The following is a 14,961-nucleotide window of genomic DNA, read 5'->3' as shown; positions in this document are numbered from 1 at the left end:
ACACAGTCCAACCAGAACACCCGAAGCACATCCACCATGGCAGCCGACCTCAGGCCGTCAGGGCCCGCCAAGGCGCCCTGGCGCGACTGGCTCGCGCTGGCCCTGCTGATGTTTCCGGTGCTCCTGGTTGCGGTGGACAACACTGCGTTGACGTTTGCACTTCCGGCCATCGCGAGCAACCTGGAAACCACCGGAGTCCAGCTGCTGTGGATTGTGGACGCCTATCCCCTGGTGCTTGCCGGCTTGCTGGTTGCCATGGGCAGCCTGGGTGACCGGATCGGGCGCCGACGGCTGCTGCTGACCGGCAGCGTTGGCTTCGCCGCGGTCTCAGCAGCAACAGCCTTTGCCCCCAGCGCAGAGTGGCTGATAGCGGGCCGGGCAATGCTGGGGTTCTTCGGCGCCATGCTGATGCCTTCCACCCTGTCGCTGATCCGCAACATTTTTCCGGACCCAAACCGGCGTCGGCTGGCCGTGGCCATTTGGGCTGCCGGCTTCTCCGGCGGCGCCGCCCTGGGTCCCATCTTCGGCGGGTGGCTGGTGGAGCAGTTCTGGTGGGGCGCGATCCTGCTGGTCGCCGTGCCCATCATGCTGCCCCTGCTGGCGTTCGGCCCTGCCTTCATCCCGGAATCAAAAGATCCGCGCCCCGGGCGGGTGGACGTGCCCAGCATCGTCCTGTCCCTGCTGGTAATGGTGCCCGTTGTGTATGGCATCAAGGAGCTGGCGACCGATGGTTTCGGGGCCGCTCCTGTGGGTCTTGTTGCCTTTGGCCTGGCCATGGGCGTCGTCTTTGTACGCCGCCAGCAGCGGCTGGCCAGCCCCCTGCTGGACATGTCACTGTTCGGCAACCGGGTCTTCAGCACTGCCATCACGGCAAACGTGCTGGCCCTGTTCTCCTTCAACGGCTTCATCCTGTTCCTCGCCCAGCACCTGCAGCTCCTGGACGGAATGACGCCGTCGGCCGCCGGAATTGCCATGATCCCGGCCCTGGTGGCAACAGTGCTGGCTGGGCTGGCAGTGGTGCCGCTGGTCCGGAAGGTGCGTCCGGGCTTTGTGGTGGCGGGTGGCCTGGCCCTGAGCGCCACCGGGTACGGAATCGTGGTCTTCGGTGACCACGGCTCCGGCCCGGCCCTCCTGCTGGCCGCGCTGCTGATCCTTGCCCTGGGCGTGGGCACAGCGGAAACCATTTCCAATGACCTCATCCTGGGCTCCGTTCCAGCGGAGAAGTCAGGAGCGGCGGCCGCCATCTCCGAAACGGGCTATGAGGTGGGGTCCCTGCTGGGGACGGCGATGCTGGGCTCCATCCTGACCGCTTCCTACCAGCACAATCTCCGACTTCCGGCCGGGGTGGAGGCAATGGCGTCGGGCACTGCAGTACACCTCGCGGGTGAAACTCTGGCGGGCGCCGTGGAACTGGCCGCCGGCCTGCCTGCTCCACTGGCGGAAGCGCTCCGCGGCGCAGCACGCCTGGCGTTTGATTCGGGCGTCCACACCACTGCGGCAATTGCGCTGGTACTGATGGCGAGCGCGTCAGTCCTTGCCGCCGTCGTACTCCGGAAAGTTCCGACGGCAGACTAGGGGCCCGTCTCCGGCAAGCCGGCGAGCGCACAATAAACGCCCGGCGCAGGAAGTCCTTCCTGCGCCGGGCGCCTGTGGCCTCACTATGGGCCGGCGACTACTTGGCGTCAGGGGCGGTGACGCTGGCGGAGGCCTTCATGGTCTCGGCGTTCACCATCCACGCGTACTGTTCCAGCTTGGCGATGAATTCATGGAGCAGGTCCGCGGTGGTGGGATCCTCTTCGTCCACTTCGTCATGGACCTTGCGCATGGTGCCCACGGCAGCCTCAAGCGCGGCAACGATCCGCTCGATGGCGTCCTTCGTGTTGATGAGGCCTTCGGGGAACTGCGCGAGGCTGGTGGACTTGGCCACGGTGGCACTGCGGCCGTCCGGCAGGGCATGAAGGGCGCGCATCCGCTCGGCCATGTCATCCGCGAACTGCCGGGCGGCATCCACGATTTCGTCCAGCTGCAGGTGAAGGTCCCGGAAGTTGGTCCCCACAATGTTCCAGTGGGCCTGCTTGCCCTGGATGTGCAGCTCAATCAGGTCCGCAAGTACGGCCTGCAGGTTATTGGTCAGCGTCGGTGAAGCTTTCATGAATCCTCCTCGATTGGTCCAGTAGTCCCGACGCTATCAGCCGCGGGATCGATCGCGGCAGGCCGGAAGCAAATTTCTCAGTGAGCTTACCAATCTCACGGAGCGAGATAAAAGAACGGAATTCATTTAAACCATTGCGCGAAAGCCGTCCACCCTCCATACTAAATGAACGTCATTCATTTAGTGACGGTCGTCTCACTGGAAGTAAGCACATGATTGAAATTTCCTGCCTCGACTCACCCACGTCCCTGGCCCGGACAACGCCGTCCGTCCGCCCTGCCCTTCGGGTGGGCGTTGTGCAGCACCGCTGGCATGCAGACACTGCCGTCCTGCAGGCGGAACTCGATGAAGGAATCGGCCGCGCCGCCCGGCTCGGCGCGTCGGTGGTGTTCCTGCCCGAACTCACGCTTTCCCGCTACCCTGCAGACACCTGCTCCGAAAATGACACCACGCGCCCTGGAGCGGTGCTGCCCCGGCCGTCGGACATCGCTGAGGACCTGCTCACCGGACCCACCTTCCGGTTTGCTGCCGAGTCGGCCCGCCGCCACGGCGTGGCTGTCCATGCCTCGCTGTACCAGCAGGCACCCAACCCGGACGGCAGCGACGACGGCCTGGGGCTGAACACCGCCATCCTGGTGTCGTCCGAGGGCGAACTGCTCGCCCGCACGCACAAGCTCCACATCCCGGTCACCGCCGGCTACTACGAAGACAAGTTCTTCCGCCAGGGGCCAGCGGCCGCGGATGCCTACGAGGTCCACGCGCCGGCAGAACTGGGCGGCGCCCGGCTGGGCATGCCCACCTGCTGGGACGAATGGTTCCCGGAGGTGGCCCGGCTCTACTCCCTCGGTGGCGCAGAGATCCTGGTCTACCCCACCGCCATCGGTTCCGAACCGGACCACCCGGACTTCGACACCCAGCCGCTGTGGCAGCAGGTCATCGTGGGCAACGGCATCGCCAACGGCCTGTTTATGATTGCCCCCAACCGCTGGGGCAGTGAAGGAACGCTGAACTTCTACGGCTCCTCCTTCATCTCCGACCCCTACGGCCGCGTCCTCGTGCAGGCTCCGCGTGACGCCTCCGCAGTGCTGGTGGCAGACCTCGACCTGGACCAGCGGCGGGACTGGCTGACGCTCTTCCCCTTCCTGTCCACGCGCCGCCCCGATACCTACGGCCGGCTTACGGAACCCGTACGCCATGACCAGCCGCTCGGCGGCGAAGAGGCGGGGATTTCGGCAGGCTCAATCACCGGGTACGCCGGCTCAATCACCAGTCACGCAGGCTCAATCAACCGTCAGCAGGTGACCGCATGAGCACGTGGCGCATGCCCGCCGAAACCGCTCCGCAGGAGCGGCTGTGGATGGCCTTTCCCACCGGCGGTTACACCCTGGGTGACACGGAGGAAGCTGCCCACGCAGCCCGGTCCACCTGGGCAGCGGTGGCCAACGCCGCCGTCGAATTTGAGCCGGTCACCGTGGTGGTGGACCCCGACGACGTCGGCATCGCCGCCCGCTATCTGCACCCGGCCGTCGAGGTACTTGCCGCCCCGCTCAACGATGCGTGGATGCGGGACATCGGCCCCACGTTTGTGCTGGACCAGGACGGGAGCCTCGGCGCCGTCGACTGGGTCTTCAACGGCTGGGGCGCCCAGGACTGGGCGCGCTGGGACAAAGACGCGCTGATCGCCGGCGAAGTCTCGGGCCGGTCCGGGGCCACGCACATCGTGTCCGCGCTGGTCAACGAAGGCGGCGGCATCCAGGTGGACGGCCAGGGAACCGTGCTGGTGACCGAAACCGTGCAGCTGGATCCGGGCCGCAACCCGGGACTCAGCCGGGCCGACGTCGAAGCCGAGCTCGCCCGGACCATCGGCGCCACGCAGGTGGTCTGGCTCCCGCGCGGACTGGCCCGCGACTCGGAACGGTTCGGCACGCGCGGTCATGTGGACATCGTGGCCGCCATCCCCTCCCCCGGCACACTGCTGGTGCATTCCCAGCAGGACCCCCGCCACCCGGACTTCCAGGTAAGCCGCGACATCATCGAGCACCTGCGCACCACGAGGGACGCGGCCGGACGGGAGTGGACCATCATCGAAATCCCGGCCCCTGAAGTGCTCTGGGATGACGAAGGCTTTGTCGACTACAGCTACATCAACCACGTCGTGGTCAACGGCGGCGTCATCGCCTGTACGTTCGGGGACCCCAACGATGACAAGGCGCTGCAGATCCTGGCGGAGGCCTACCCCGGCCGGCGTGTGGTCGGCATTGACGCCCGTGAGCTCTTCGCCCGCGGCGGCGGCATCCACTGCATCACCCAACAGCAGCCTGCTGCTTCGTAGAAAGCGCTGGACAATGACCCAAACCACCCGCACGAACACCCCCGCAGGCCAGCCATCCGGGACCGACCCGGCCGGCTCGGCGCACGGCATCACCGCAAAAGGACTGAAGGGCGGGCAGCTGGGCCTCCTCGCCGTCGTCGTTCTTGGCATTTCCACCATCGCACCGGCCTACACGCTGACCAGCGCCCTGGGCCCCACGGTTAATGAGGCGGGGCTCCAGCTGCCCGTCATTTTCCTGATCGGGTTCATCCCCATGATCCTGGTGTCACTCGCCTACCGGGAACTCAACGCCGATTCCCCGGACAGCGGCACCACGTTCACCTGGGTCACCAAAGCGTTTGGCCCCTGGGTGGGCTGGATGGGCGGCTGGGGACTGCTGGCCGCCAACATCATCGTCCTGTCCAACCTGGCGGGCGTGGCCGTCGACTTCTTTTATCTCTTCCTGTCGCAGCTGACGGGTGCGCCTGAACTCGCGGACCTCGCGGCCAATAAGCCGTTGAACGTCCTGACGTGCTTCGTGTTCGTGGCCCTCGCCGTGTGGGTGAGCTACCGCGGCCTGCACACCACCAAGCTGGTCCAGTACGGACTCGTCGGATTCCAGCTGCTGGTCCTGGGGCTTTTCGTGGGCATGGCGTTCGCGAACTGGTCCACGTCGGAAACGGCCATCCCGTTCAGCTGGGAGTGGTTCGACGTCACCAGGATCGAGACGTTCGGGCAGATCGCTGCCGGCATCTCGCTGTCGATCTTTGTCTACTGGGGCTGGGACGTCTGCCTGACGGTGAATGAGGAAACCGCCAACGGCAAAAAGACGGCTGGACTGGCGGGCACCCTCACCGCCGTCGTTGTCCTGGGGATCTACCTGCTGGTGACCATTTCCACCATGATGTTCGCCGGCGTCGGCGATACCGGGATTGGCCTGAACAACGCTGAGAACCACGAGAACCTCTTCACGGCGCTGGCCTCGCCGATCATGGGGCCGTTCGCCATCCTGATGTCGCTCGCGGTGCTGTCCAGTTCCGCTGCGTCCCTGCAGTCCACGTTCACGTCTCCGTCGCGCAGCCTGCTGGCCATGGCCCACTACGGTGCGCTGCCTGCGCCGTTCAGCCACATCAGCAAGCGTTTCTCGACGCCGGGCTTCGCAACAGTGGCGGCGGGCATCCTGTCCGCTGGGTTCTATGCGGTGATGCATGTGATCAGCGAAAACGTCCTGAACGACACCATCCTGGCCCTCGGCCTGATGATCTGCTTCTACTACGGCCTGACCGCCATCGCCTGCGCCTGGTACTTCCGGAACAGCGTGTTAAGCAGCGTCCGCAACTTCGTGCTGCGGCTCCTCTGTCCGGTGCTGGGCGGTGTCGGATTGTTTGTGGTTTTCCTGCAGACCGCCATGGACAGCTGGGCGCCGGAATTCGGCAGCGGCTCCGAGGTCTTCGGGGTTGGACTGGTCTTTGTCCTGGGGATCGGAATCCTGATGCTCGGAGCGGTGTTCATGGTCATCATGGCGCGCTTGAGCCCCGGTTTCTTCCGGGGTGAAACCATCCGCCGGGACACCCCTGCGCTGGTGGTCCCCGAGTAGTTGCGCCACCCACAGCACACAGCACGGCGCCCTGCCCGGAAAGTCTCCGGAGCAGGGCGCCGTTCTTTGGTTTTCCTGATCTTGTCTCCACTGCGGTACGGCAGCTAACCGCCGGTCACCAGAAGTGCGCTACATCCACCACCATGCGCGACCCGGATCCGGGGCCGTCCAGGGTGAACACCCGGAACGGGAGCCGGGAACGGACGCCCAGGCCGATGCTGGTGTAGCCTTCGAAGCTGCCCGCGTAGGCCACCTGCCGGAAGGTCTGGTATCCCGAAACGTCGGACAGTTCGGCCTTTGCCGCCGGGCTGTAGGTGACGTTGTAATTGCTGTCATAGGACGGTGCATTCACAGTTACCTGGAGGAATGCGCCACCCCGCATCGGGATTTCAAAACCTGAACCGTCCTGGACCACGGTCGGAACGTACTGAACCGTGTAGCCGGCAACAGGGCCGTTGAGATCAACCACCATCCGGTCAAAGCAGTAATGCTGCCCTGTCCGGACGTTGGTGACGGATGCGGTGCTCATGGCCGGGTCTGATTCAGCCAGCGATCCCCATACGAGTCCGCAATACGATGTGGTTGCCGAGGCGGGCCCCGGAGCCAGGAAACCCAATCCGACAGCCATCAAAATGACTGTCAGCCACGTATGAATCTTTTTCATTGTGGGCCACCCTTCGAGTGATTAGGTAGCTCAAGCGTAGGAGTCTCCAAGGCCACTCAAAAGGGTTGTTGCCGCTTCGGCGCGGAACCGTTAATCGGCCTTGGTTCCGGTCACGCGGGCGTAATTCTAAAGCACTTTACGGGGCCATCGATACGCTATTAACACCGTTTCTGCACCCTGCCGTTATGCATGATAACGACGCCGGCGCACCTCACCGGAGTGCCGCCGTCGGCCGTTCAGCCTTCGCACTCGATGCAGTACTTCAGGCCGTTCTTTTCGCGTGCAATCTGGGACCGGTGCCGGACCAGGAAGCAGGATGAGCAGGTGAACTCATCGGACTGTTCGGGAACCACAATGACCGTCAGCTCTTCGCCGGAGAGATCGGCGCCGGGAAGGTCGATGCCTTCGGCGGTGTCGGTCTCGTCGACGTCGATGACTGCCGTCTGGGCACTGCCGCTGCGGGATGCCTGCAGGGCCTCCAGCGACTCGGCAGAAGCCTCGTCGTCGGTCTTGCGTGGAGCGTCGTAATCGGTAGCCATGGCATGTTCACTTTCGTCGCTGCACGGCACCATTTCAGGCACCTCAGTGAAGCAGTTTAGGTCATTATGCCGCTACTTGGGCAACAGTGTGGCCAACCAGACAGATTTCGTCGCTTCGCCCGCTACAGACGAGGTAGAGACTTTTCTCGACAAGCACGGTTTCGCGGATTACGCCGAATGGCACTGGACATTTGTGTTGGAACTGTCCAAGGAGCGGCCAGAAGGTATTGATGCAACCTTGACGGTATCCGGGGGCGAAATCTGAGAAGGCGCCTGCAGGATGGATTCGCGGGCCACTGGAGTCTGCAAATCCACCCGAGGAGGCCGCCATGGATGCCGCACTGTCCCTGCCCCCGGCCGACGTGACGCGCTCGTCTATCATTGATCCCACCCGGCGGGCAGCCCGCGTCGCATCCGATGCGGCCGATGCTACCCCCGCATCACTTGGCCTGCGCGTAGTCGTGCTGGTGCCCGCTTACAACGAGGCCAGCTCGATCGGGGCAACCCTCGATGGCCTGATGCTCCAGTCCCGTCCCGCGGACCTCATCGTGGTCATCCCCAACGGCTGCACCGATTCAACGGCCTGGGAAGCGCGGAAGTACCCCGTGTCCGTGATGGAGCTTCCACGATTGCAACACCGCAAATCCGAGGCCCTGAACCGGGCCTGGGCAAAGTACGCATTCGACGCCGACGTGGTCATCTGCCTGGACGCGGATACGGTCCTGCCCCTGAACGCCGTCGAAGCCTGGTGCCGGGAGTTCAGCGCCGAAAAGGGCGCGCTCATCGGTGGCTCGTCGTCGAAGTTCACGATGCAGGACCCCGGATTTCTGAGCCGGCTGCAGAAGGCTGAATTCGCCACGTGGACCGATACGGCCCTGAGACGGGGCCGTACCAGCGTTCTGGCAGGAACCGGCTGCGCCATCAATAACGCCGTCCTCCGGCAGATCGCGGCCCGGGACGACCGGGAAGGGCCGTGGGTCTACACCTCGCAGGTCGAGGACTTCGAACTGACCTATCGCATCCGCGAACTGGGTTTTATCTGCCAGGTATCCCCGGACGTCCGCGCCTACACCGACTCGATGAAGACAGTCAAAGCACTGTGGGGCCAGCGGATGAAATGGCAGGTCGGCACCGTCGAAGACCTGCTGGACCTTGGAATTAACCGGCTGACCCTGCGTGACTGGGGCCAGCAGGCCATGGGTCTGCTGGGCGTGTTCCTGAAGCTGCTGTGGATCGCAGTAATTGTCCTGTCACTCTCGTTGGGAGTGTTTCACTTCGTCCTGTTCTGGTGGCTGGTGCCAATCCTGTTCGTGGCGCTGGACATCAAACGGGCGCTTCGGATTCCGCACCGCGACTGGAAGGACGTCCTGATAGCAGCCACGTTCTTCCCGCAGGAATTGTTCATGTGGCTGCGGTCCGGCTGGTTCCTGGCCTCCTGGTGCGCAGTCCTGACCGCAAAGATCACCCGGCGGCGGATAGACCGCTGGGAAGCGCAATACACAGCCGAGGAAATCAACTAACAATGTACGGAATGAACACCGCTCTTCCCGCTTCCGGAGCCGCTCTGGGCGCAACCGGGCTGGCGCACACCGGCTTGGACGTCATGTCTGCACTGCTAACCGCGCTGGGCGTGATGCTCATAGGTGTGGCCCTGCTGGGGCTGGTCCGCCGGGACAACAAGGCGCGTCCCTGACTACCGAGTCAGGGAGTCCGGCGCGCCTGCAATGCGGACTTAAAAGCTGAGGCGGAGGTGCCGCTGCTGTTGATCCGCCAGTCGGTTTCCTTCTGGAGGTGGAACCAGACGAAGCCCACGACATCGGGCTGGGCCGCCAGATAGGACACGAGCTCAGTGTTCCAGGCAGCCTTGTTGCCCCCTGCTTCGCTGGAAGCCGTCTCGCTGATCAGGATGGGAACTCCGGGTGCCAGAGTACGCAACTGGGCTATCCCCGGAGCGAAGAGATCCTGCGGCGATATCCAGCCGCTCCAGGAGGCTGAAGTGCCCCAGTTGTACCCGTCGAGGGCCACAACATCCACATACCCGGCGCCGGGAAAGAGGCCGGCGAGATCGGTGGAACCGTAGTAGGGAACATTCGGGCTCCAAACCCAGGACACGTTGCTGGCTCCGGTGGCAGCAACAATGTTGTGAACATGGCGCCAGGCTTCTACATAGTCGCCGGGCTGGTTGCCGTTGACGCCTTCGGCCCACGGGTACCAGTTGCCGTTCATCTCGTGGGCGAATCTGAGCTGGACCGGCTGGCCCCAGGCCGCAAGTGCCTGACCCCACTGCGTGATGTGGGCGTCAAAGTCGCCAGCGGCAATTCGGTCTAGGGAGTAGGCGGGCTGTTCCATTCCGCCGCCCCAGGCCCAAGGTTCCCAGGTTATGAGCGGGACGGCGCCGCGTGCCCGGACGGAGTCCATCTCGGCGATGGGTGGCGCCTGGAGAAAGTCCTTGTAGAACAGAATCGTGGACGGGCTTTCCCCGGCCAGTTGCGCCACTTCATCGAGTTCGCCGCCGGCCAGGGGGCCGCCGGCCGTGGCGACCCCGAAGCGAAGCGCGGCGGTGCTGACCGGAGGGAGCGTCGGGGCCGGCGCGGTCACCGTGAACACGGACGAGGCCTGGATGGACGAGGTCTTGGCCGTGATTGTCAACGATCCCGTGGCTGCGGAAGGGATGGTGATCGAGGTGCTGAAGGCACCCGAGGCCGCCGTTTTGAAGGGGAAAGTCGTGGCACCGGCGATCACCGTCCCCGTGGTGGAGGCCTTGAACCCCGTTCCGCTGACTGTGACGGCGGATCCTGCCAGTCCAGTGGCCGGGCTGAGGGAGATCCGGCCTGTGGCAGGCGCTGCCTGGGCGGACTGGGCCGGCATCAGTCCCAAAGCCAGACCCAGGCCAACCACTGCCGCGATGGATTTCAAAGTTCGGAGCATGGCGATCGGTCCCCCGCAATCGGCAAGGCGGTTGGAAATCCGCCGGTCAGGTGGTGCCTACCGGCACTTTCCTGATCCTAAGGGCTCGGCGCCGATCAGAGCGGATTTTTTCGAAAATTTTTTGAGAGAACTCACGGGCCTCTGGTGGTTCCCGCGTCCTGGGTCGCGGCCAGGAGAAGAGATTTGCCTCTTCGGAAGCGTCACGATCAGGGAATGAGGTTGTCGGCCCGGTATCGGTCGAAGAGCGCAATGAAGGCGTCCAGCGTCCGCCTGTAGCCGGTGAACCCGGCATCCCGACTCTTGCCCATGTCTGTCACTACCTCAATGCCGCGCCCAAGGTCACTGTCCGTGTGCCACCAGGACGCCACGCGATCCAACTCCGGTTCGCTGAGGTGATGGCGCCCGGCAAGCTCCCTCCACTGGTCTTCCCGCCCTGACATGGACTGCTCGAGGGGACGGGGCTCCCCCTCGTACCCCTCCCACTCCACGCCGAAGTAGGCCGCGAGCTTCGGCCACATCCAGCGCCAGCGGAACACGTCGCCGTTGACGATGTTGAAGGCCTCGTTAGCGGCCTTCCGTGTGGTGGATGCCCAGAGCATGTGCTCGGCGAGCAGGCCAGCCTCCGTCATGTCGGTCAGACCGTTCCATTGCGTCTCGGATCCCGGAAAGACGAAAGGCTCCCCGCTCTCCCGGCAAAGGGTCGCCTGGGCGGCGAGAGTGAGACCCATGTTCATGGCGTTGCCCACCGCGTGCCCGATCACCGTGTGCGCTCGGTGCACAGACCACGTGAACCCTTGCTCCGCCGCAGCGGCCCAGAGTTCATCCTCTTGCGCGTAGTAAAAGTTCCGCACCGGCAGGCGCGGCTCCTCCTCATGGAAGGGCGTGTCGGCCATCTCTCCGGCTGCGTACGCCTCGAAGGGTCCGAGGTAGTGCTTGAGACCGGTCATCAGCGCAACATGTGCTACGTCCTTGCCCCGAAGTGCAGCGAGGAGATCGCGAACCATGCCGGCATTGACTGTGATGTTCTCCTCCTCGGTGCCACGCCTTGACCACGCCGTGAAGAAAACATGCGAGGGATTCTCCGGCCCGAGCACACTGACCAACGATGCCGCCGAGGTCAGGTCTGCGGAGAGCCACCGTACCCCGGGGCGCTCCGCTCCGGGCCTGCGGGACAGGGCAAGAACGGCCCACCCCTCGCCCGCCAGGCGGTCGACGAGGGCGGACCCGGCGATGCCGGTGGCTCCCACTACGAGAGCCGTCCGTTGCGTGCCCGCTGTTGTTCCTGTGCCGATAGTCATGGCGCTCCTCCTGGTGTGTGCTGTTCATGCCCGCGCGTCGGTCAGGCCGTCAGGCTACAGGCCCGGCTGCAGTCAAGCCGACGTCGGCCTAATAGCGACAAGCCACCCCTCCCAGCAGATATTCCTCCCACCCGAGCTGCTGCAGAGCAACTCAACAGAGATTTGGGGGCGGTAGTTAGGTGAGAGCGCGCGGTTGCGTCGCGGCAAGAAACCGGTCTGAGGTCCCTACACCCCGGCGTATCCGACCACGTCGACCCGGCCTCCGCGCCGCTGTCTCCGGTGGCGTACCAGTGGGATGCTTGAGAAACAGGAAAGACCTCCGGGCGGTTGGAGCCAGATTCCCAGCCTGTCTCCGGCGGCCCTCCCTTTCAGCTCTCGGGTTAAAGACAGTCCGCATGAGGCATCGGGGGTAGGACTGCAGGCCAGGCCATTTACCAAGCCCCGCGGGCGCATTAGAACCGACGGAAAACGTCCAAATCCTGCACGGAATCCGCGCGTTCGCGTCATGGGCTCCGGATTAAAACCGCAGGTCAAAGCCACAACTGGAGCCTCCTGTCAGATTCGAACTGACGACCCCCGCTTTACAAGAGCGGGTATCCCGGGTGTTCCCGGCGGTGCCCTGAACTGCCCTGTGACCAGCAATCTTGCATCTGTTGATGTCGAAATCGTACCCGCAGATTCCTGACAGTTCCCGTTCAAAGCGTGTCGTAAACGTGTCGCCGACAAGCTACTCGAGTCGTTGCCCAACGCCCAGACGGGTTCCAGTGTTGGCTCGTGTCTAGTACCGGATGTAGCCCGTGCATTCAAACTCAGCGCACTCAGGGGTAGTGCAACCATGACGTGCACCAAGATCAACAGGATTCATGCCGGATTCTACTGTGGATGGTGGGCCCACAGTGAGTGCGCTGACGCCGCGTGCAGCCAGTCAACTTGTAGTCTCGGTTAGGTGAATGAACCTGATGTACCCAACGAAGTTCCGGTCAAGTGGCCGTTGGGCCCTCTATTATTTTCATTTGGAAGGTGCAGGAGCAATGGGCCCTACACCTAGGGCCTGGGCCAATTACAAAATCACTGCTGCCCGATGGTACATCGATACCCTGAAGAACATTGTCGATCACGCCGGGTTTCAACGCTATGTCGGTGTGGAGATGGCTCTTGATGGCGCTCTTGCCTCTCTCAACGGAGCCTTCGACGCCACCGTGGCAGGACTTGTCGGAGCCGCTGAAAGGTACCTCCGAAAGGACGACGAGAAACTTCTGCTGACCCCGTCTCACTTGATTAACGACGCCCTCTTCGTGAAGCGGATGAGCGAACTGCGTGAACAGAACCTGGACTTCAACGTTGCCCGCACGGCCGAGTCCGTCGCTGCTGCTTTGGAGGTAGGTCCCGACAAGAATGCGCCTGTGGGATGGCTACAGCAATTCCGGCGTCTACGGAATATGCCGATGCATCAAGACTCGGCGCCCCGAAACATCGATGTCTTTGTCGGCAGCGACGCCGTCACAACCATTTTGGTTGCGGGCCACGGCCGGGAGCCTGTCGAATATCTGGAGGATGTCACTGAGAAGATCGCGGGTTTGACTTCACCGGTTCTTGACCTCATTGAGCACGTTTTGCCCAACGGCATCCCCTCTTTGCGTCCCTTGCGTCCCTTGCGGAACGCGCCCTGAAATGCTGCGGACCTGCGGCCTTGGCACATGTAGCAGTTCCAGAGGAGGTCTTCGTACCTGAGCCTGGAAACGATAGGGTTGGCAGTTGCGCAATTATGATGACTTACCTCGACCTTGGTCGGGTCCCCTTCTTCTCGGAGCCACAGTTCGAATAGTCGCTGCATCAAAGCCAAGCCTTGAACAGTCATTGAATGACCGGAAGGGTGGCTGTCCATCAACAAAGAGCCGGCCGCCGAAGAACATATCGCAAAGATAGTCCGCCGCTGCACGGCTCACCTCCGGGTAAAGGCGCGGCTATCCACGGTCATGGGGGCGGATGCCGTCCTGGTTATTTCGTCTTCTCGACTTCTCCGCTGCCAATGCCGTGACCACATGGGCCATAGTTCTTCCGTCGGGATACTCAGGTCGATGTGTCGGTTAGCGGCCGCCGTGATCTTACGCCGGTTCGACAACTATCAAGGACTCCGGGTTGGGAGTTGCGCCACTTGCAACCAGCCGGTGGGTGGAAACGCCCGCCCACCCAAACGGAAGACGAGCGCCGCATACAGTTCAATTTCGTGCCGGGCGGCTACTTCTTCGATCTGTTCTTGTCGCTTGCTTGACGCTCGCGCTGTTCCTGTCTAAGGCGTTCTGCCTTCACTTCGGCCAGAGCTCGCTCTCGAGCGGCGCTGAAGTACGAAGATGGATTCTGAACCATCTCCTGGGCCCTGTTACGAGGATTCGAGATAATCATGTGGGACATGTGCGGGACCTCCCTACGTGTCTTGAGAATACATGTTCGGCTGGAACAGTGCCATTGACATGCCGACCTTAGCTAGCAGCACTAGATTGAGACTGTGACGCATCTGCGGCCAGCACCGAAGCTGTTGCAATGACCGTTGCCACCGCACGAATGAAAGGAATATCTGATTCTGACAGGTCGCCCTCCGTCGGTGCGTCCACTGTTACCAGACCTTCGACATTCTGACCGACTCGTGCCGGCACAGAGATAAAGGTGCAGTAGTCGCGGTTACGATCCGGGTCCATACCAGGAGGCAGGGTGGTCGCTATGTTGGGCTCAAAGCGCGTCTTATCCTGCATCAGCATGTGAAATATGTCACGATCCAGTTCATTGTTGAGGTTGAATTCATCCCGGGGTTTGCCGGACCGCCCAATGCTCTGCGTCCTCACGAGACGGAAATCTTCGTGCCGCGGTGACGGCAAGACAACCGTGAAGTAGTTCGTCCGGATCCTGGTTCCATTCTTACTGATGGCGAAAGCAATGGCGTGAAGTCCCTGTAGGACGACTTGGCTTGCCCTGGCATGCCTCTCCTTTGGGTTGTCCGCCGTGGCGACGGCGCCCAGCGACTCGATCAGCGGGTCCAACGCGTCTTCGAGGGCAACGCGTGTCGCGGACGTCTGTAAATCAAGTTCGTTTTGGTGCTCCGTCCTGAGCGCTTGGATTTTTGTTTCATAGTTTTCCTTAGCCCTTGCCGAAGCATGCTTGTCGTACCACGCAACAATTGCAGCGCCCAGGCTGGCGATGCCGAAGAGGGTCCACCACAGCGGGTCCATTGCCGGTACAGCAGCGCGCATCACCTGGCTTCCAACGATGACGCCAACGCTCGCGAGCGACAGCGTCAGGATCAGCCACGGTGGCATAGGTTTCATGTCGCTGATGCTATCCGAAAAGGCATCTAACAATTCGACGGGATGGGATCCCCCATCCCCGCCATCCGGCTCCCGCACCAGCGCGTTAGCCCAAGTGGGCTAGCCTTGAAGTAAAGCGTCGGACGGCGGCAGCCACGCCAACGCAATATCAG

14 protein-coding genes and 1 tRNA gene are annotated in these 14,961 nt (G+C 63.0%); 8 read left to right on the top strand and 7 right to left on the bottom strand.

Annotated features, from left to right (window positions below):
• Positions 1-36 precede the first annotated feature (36 nt).
• Entirely contained in the window at positions 37-1,575 is a 1,539-nt protein-coding gene (locus ACX80X_RS11435) for an MFS transporter (protein ID WP_252603439.1), read from the top strand.
• Positions 1,576-1,672: 97 nt separating this feature from the next.
• Here ACX80X_RS11435 and ACX80X_RS11430 read toward each other — a convergent pair whose 3' ends face one another.
• Positions 1,673-2,152 (bottom strand): Dps family protein, encoded by a 480-nt coding sequence (locus tag ACX80X_RS11430; RefSeq protein ID WP_056346612.1) that lies wholly within the window; start codon positions 2,150-2,152, stop codon positions 1,673-1,675.
• 212 nt (positions 2,153-2,364) lie between these two features.
• Here ACX80X_RS11430 and ACX80X_RS11425 point away from each other — a divergent pair, with 212 nt between their 5' ends.
• Genes ACX80X_RS11425 through ACX80X_RS11415 form a run of 3 tightly spaced genes read left to right on the top strand, consistent with a single transcriptional unit; the run spans position 2,365 to position 6,060 of the window.
• Positions 2,365-3,462 (top strand): nitrilase-related carbon-nitrogen hydrolase, encoded by a 1,098-nt coding sequence (locus tag ACX80X_RS11425; protein ID WP_459312129.1) that lies wholly within the window; start codon positions 2,365-2,367, stop codon positions 3,460-3,462.
• Entirely contained in the window at positions 3,459-4,484 is a 1,026-nt protein-coding gene (locus ACX80X_RS11420) for an agmatine deiminase family protein (protein ID WP_252603431.1), read from the top strand. The genes ACX80X_RS11425 and ACX80X_RS11420 overlap by 4 nt, the downstream gene beginning before the upstream one ends.
• A 13-nt stretch (positions 4,485-4,497) precedes the next feature.
• On the top strand, positions 4,498-6,060 hold the full coding sequence (locus ACX80X_RS11415; RefSeq protein WP_252603428.1) for an APC family permease: 1,563 nt from the start codon (positions 4,498-4,500) through the stop codon (positions 6,058-6,060).
• A 115-nt stretch (positions 6,061-6,175) separates the two neighbouring features.
• Here the strand turns inward: ACX80X_RS11415 and ACX80X_RS11410 are convergent, their stop codons facing one another.
• Positions 6,176-6,724 (bottom strand): AMIN-like domain-containing (lipo)protein, encoded by a 549-nt coding sequence (locus ACX80X_RS11410; RefSeq protein ID WP_252603425.1) that lies wholly within the window; start codon positions 6,722-6,724, stop codon positions 6,176-6,178.
• Positions 6,725-6,960: 236 nt separating this feature from the next.
• The gene (locus ACX80X_RS11405; protein WP_104063859.1) at positions 6,961-7,263 is read right to left on the bottom strand and encodes a DUF4193 domain-containing protein; all 303 of its coding nucleotides are present in this window, start codon (positions 7,261-7,263) and stop codon (positions 6,961-6,963) included.
• Between the two features lie 88 nt (positions 7,264-7,351).
• Between ACX80X_RS11405 and ACX80X_RS11400 the strand changes: the two genes are divergently transcribed.
• The 3 genes from ACX80X_RS11400 to ACX80X_RS11390 all read left to right on the top strand — a co-directional run bounded on the left by ACX80X_RS11400 (position 7,352) and on the right by ACX80X_RS11390 (position 8,956).
• Entirely contained in the window at positions 7,352-7,528 is a 177-nt protein-coding gene (locus tag ACX80X_RS11400; protein ID WP_252603421.1) for a hypothetical protein, read from the top strand.
• 64 nt (positions 7,529-7,592) lie between these two features.
• Positions 7,593-8,783, top strand: a complete 1,191-nt coding sequence (locus ACX80X_RS11395; RefSeq protein ID WP_459312125.1) for a glycosyltransferase family 2 protein — start codon at positions 7,593-7,595, stop codon at positions 8,781-8,783.
• A gap of 11 nt (positions 8,784-8,794) precedes the next feature.
• On the top strand, positions 8,795-8,956 hold the full coding sequence (locus ACX80X_RS11390) for an LPXTG cell wall anchor domain-containing protein (protein ID WP_252603415.1): 162 nt from the start codon (positions 8,795-8,797) through the stop codon (positions 8,954-8,956).
• Between the two features lie 8 nt (positions 8,957-8,964).
• Here the strand turns inward: ACX80X_RS11390 and ACX80X_RS11385 are convergent, their stop codons facing one another.
• The 3 genes from ACX80X_RS11385 to ACX80X_RS11375 form a co-directional block, all read right to left on the bottom strand.
• The gene (locus tag ACX80X_RS11385; RefSeq protein ID WP_252603412.1) at positions 8,965-10,191 is read right to left on the bottom strand and encodes a glycosyl hydrolase; all 1,227 of its coding nucleotides are present in this window, start codon (positions 10,189-10,191) and stop codon (positions 8,965-8,967) included.
• A 206-nt stretch (positions 10,192-10,397) separates the two neighbouring features.
• The gene (locus tag ACX80X_RS11380) at positions 10,398-11,489 is read right to left on the bottom strand and encodes an SDR family oxidoreductase (RefSeq protein WP_252603410.1); all 1,092 of its coding nucleotides are present in this window, start codon (positions 11,487-11,489) and stop codon (positions 10,398-10,400) included.
• Positions 11,490-12,032: 543 nt separating this feature from the next.
• Positions 12,033-12,102: transfer RNA gene (locus tag ACX80X_RS11375), tRNA-Ser, on the bottom strand.
• 337 nt (positions 12,103-12,439) lie between these two features.
• On the opposite strand from ACX80X_RS11375, the gene ACX80X_RS11370 reads away from it, so the two are divergent.
• A complete protein-coding gene (locus tag ACX80X_RS11370) occupies positions 12,440-13,159 on the top strand; it encodes a hypothetical protein (protein ID WP_459312122.1) in 720 nt (239 codons plus the stop codon).
• Positions 13,160-13,969: 810 nt separating this feature from the next.
• Here ACX80X_RS11370 and ACX80X_RS11365 read toward each other — a convergent pair.
• Positions 13,970-14,809 (bottom strand): GAF domain-containing protein, encoded by an 840-nt coding sequence (locus ACX80X_RS11365; RefSeq protein WP_459312120.1) that lies wholly within the window; start codon positions 14,807-14,809, stop codon positions 13,970-13,972.
• Positions 14,810-14,961: the final 152 nt, after the last annotated feature.

The sequence above is a fragment of the Pseudarthrobacter sp. MDT3-1 genome (assembly GCF_054510755.1).
This window is presented reverse-complemented; position numbering and strand designations above follow the sequence as displayed.

Coding starts and splice junctions, on each gene's coding strand:
- ACX80X_RS11365 (WP_459312120.1), bottom strand. CDS start 14,809: ATGAAACCTATGCCACCGTGGCTGATCCTGACGCTGTCGCTCGCGAGC.
- ACX80X_RS11425 (WP_459312129.1), top strand. CDS start 2,365: ATGATTGAAATTTCCTGCCTCGACTCACCCACGTCCCTGGCCCGGACA.
- ACX80X_RS11395 (WP_459312125.1), top strand. CDS start 7,593: ATGGATGCCGCACTGTCCCTGCCCCCGGCCGACGTGACGCGCTCGTCT.
- ACX80X_RS11435 (WP_252603439.1), top strand. CDS start 37: ATGGCAGCCGACCTCAGGCCGTCAGGGCCCGCCAAGGCGCCCTGGCGC.
- ACX80X_RS11430 (WP_056346612.1), bottom strand. CDS start 2,152: ATGAAAGCTTCACCGACGCTGACCAATAACCTGCAGGCCGTACTTGCG.
- ACX80X_RS11390 (WP_252603415.1), top strand. CDS start 8,795: ATGAACACCGCTCTTCCCGCTTCCGGAGCCGCTCTGGGCGCAACCGGG.
- ACX80X_RS11405 (WP_104063859.1), bottom strand. CDS start 7,263: ATGGCTACCGATTACGACGCTCCACGCAAGACCGACGACGAGGCTTCT.
- ACX80X_RS11385 (WP_252603412.1), bottom strand. CDS start 10,191: ATGCTCCGAACTTTGAAATCCATCGCGGCAGTGGTTGGCCTGGGTCTG.
- ACX80X_RS11420 (WP_252603431.1), top strand. CDS start 3,459: ATGAGCACGTGGCGCATGCCCGCCGAAACCGCTCCGCAGGAGCGGCTG.
- ACX80X_RS11415 (WP_252603428.1), top strand. CDS start 4,498: ATGACCCAAACCACCCGCACGAACACCCCCGCAGGCCAGCCATCCGGG.
- ACX80X_RS11410 (WP_252603425.1), bottom strand. CDS start 6,724: ATGAAAAAGATTCATACGTGGCTGACAGTCATTTTGATGGCTGTCGGA.
- ACX80X_RS11370 (WP_459312122.1), top strand. CDS start 12,440: ATGAACCTGATGTACCCAACGAAGTTCCGGTCAAGTGGCCGTTGGGCC.
- ACX80X_RS11380 (WP_252603410.1), bottom strand. CDS start 11,489: ATGACTATCGGCACAGGAACAACAGCGGGCACGCAACGGACGGCTCTC.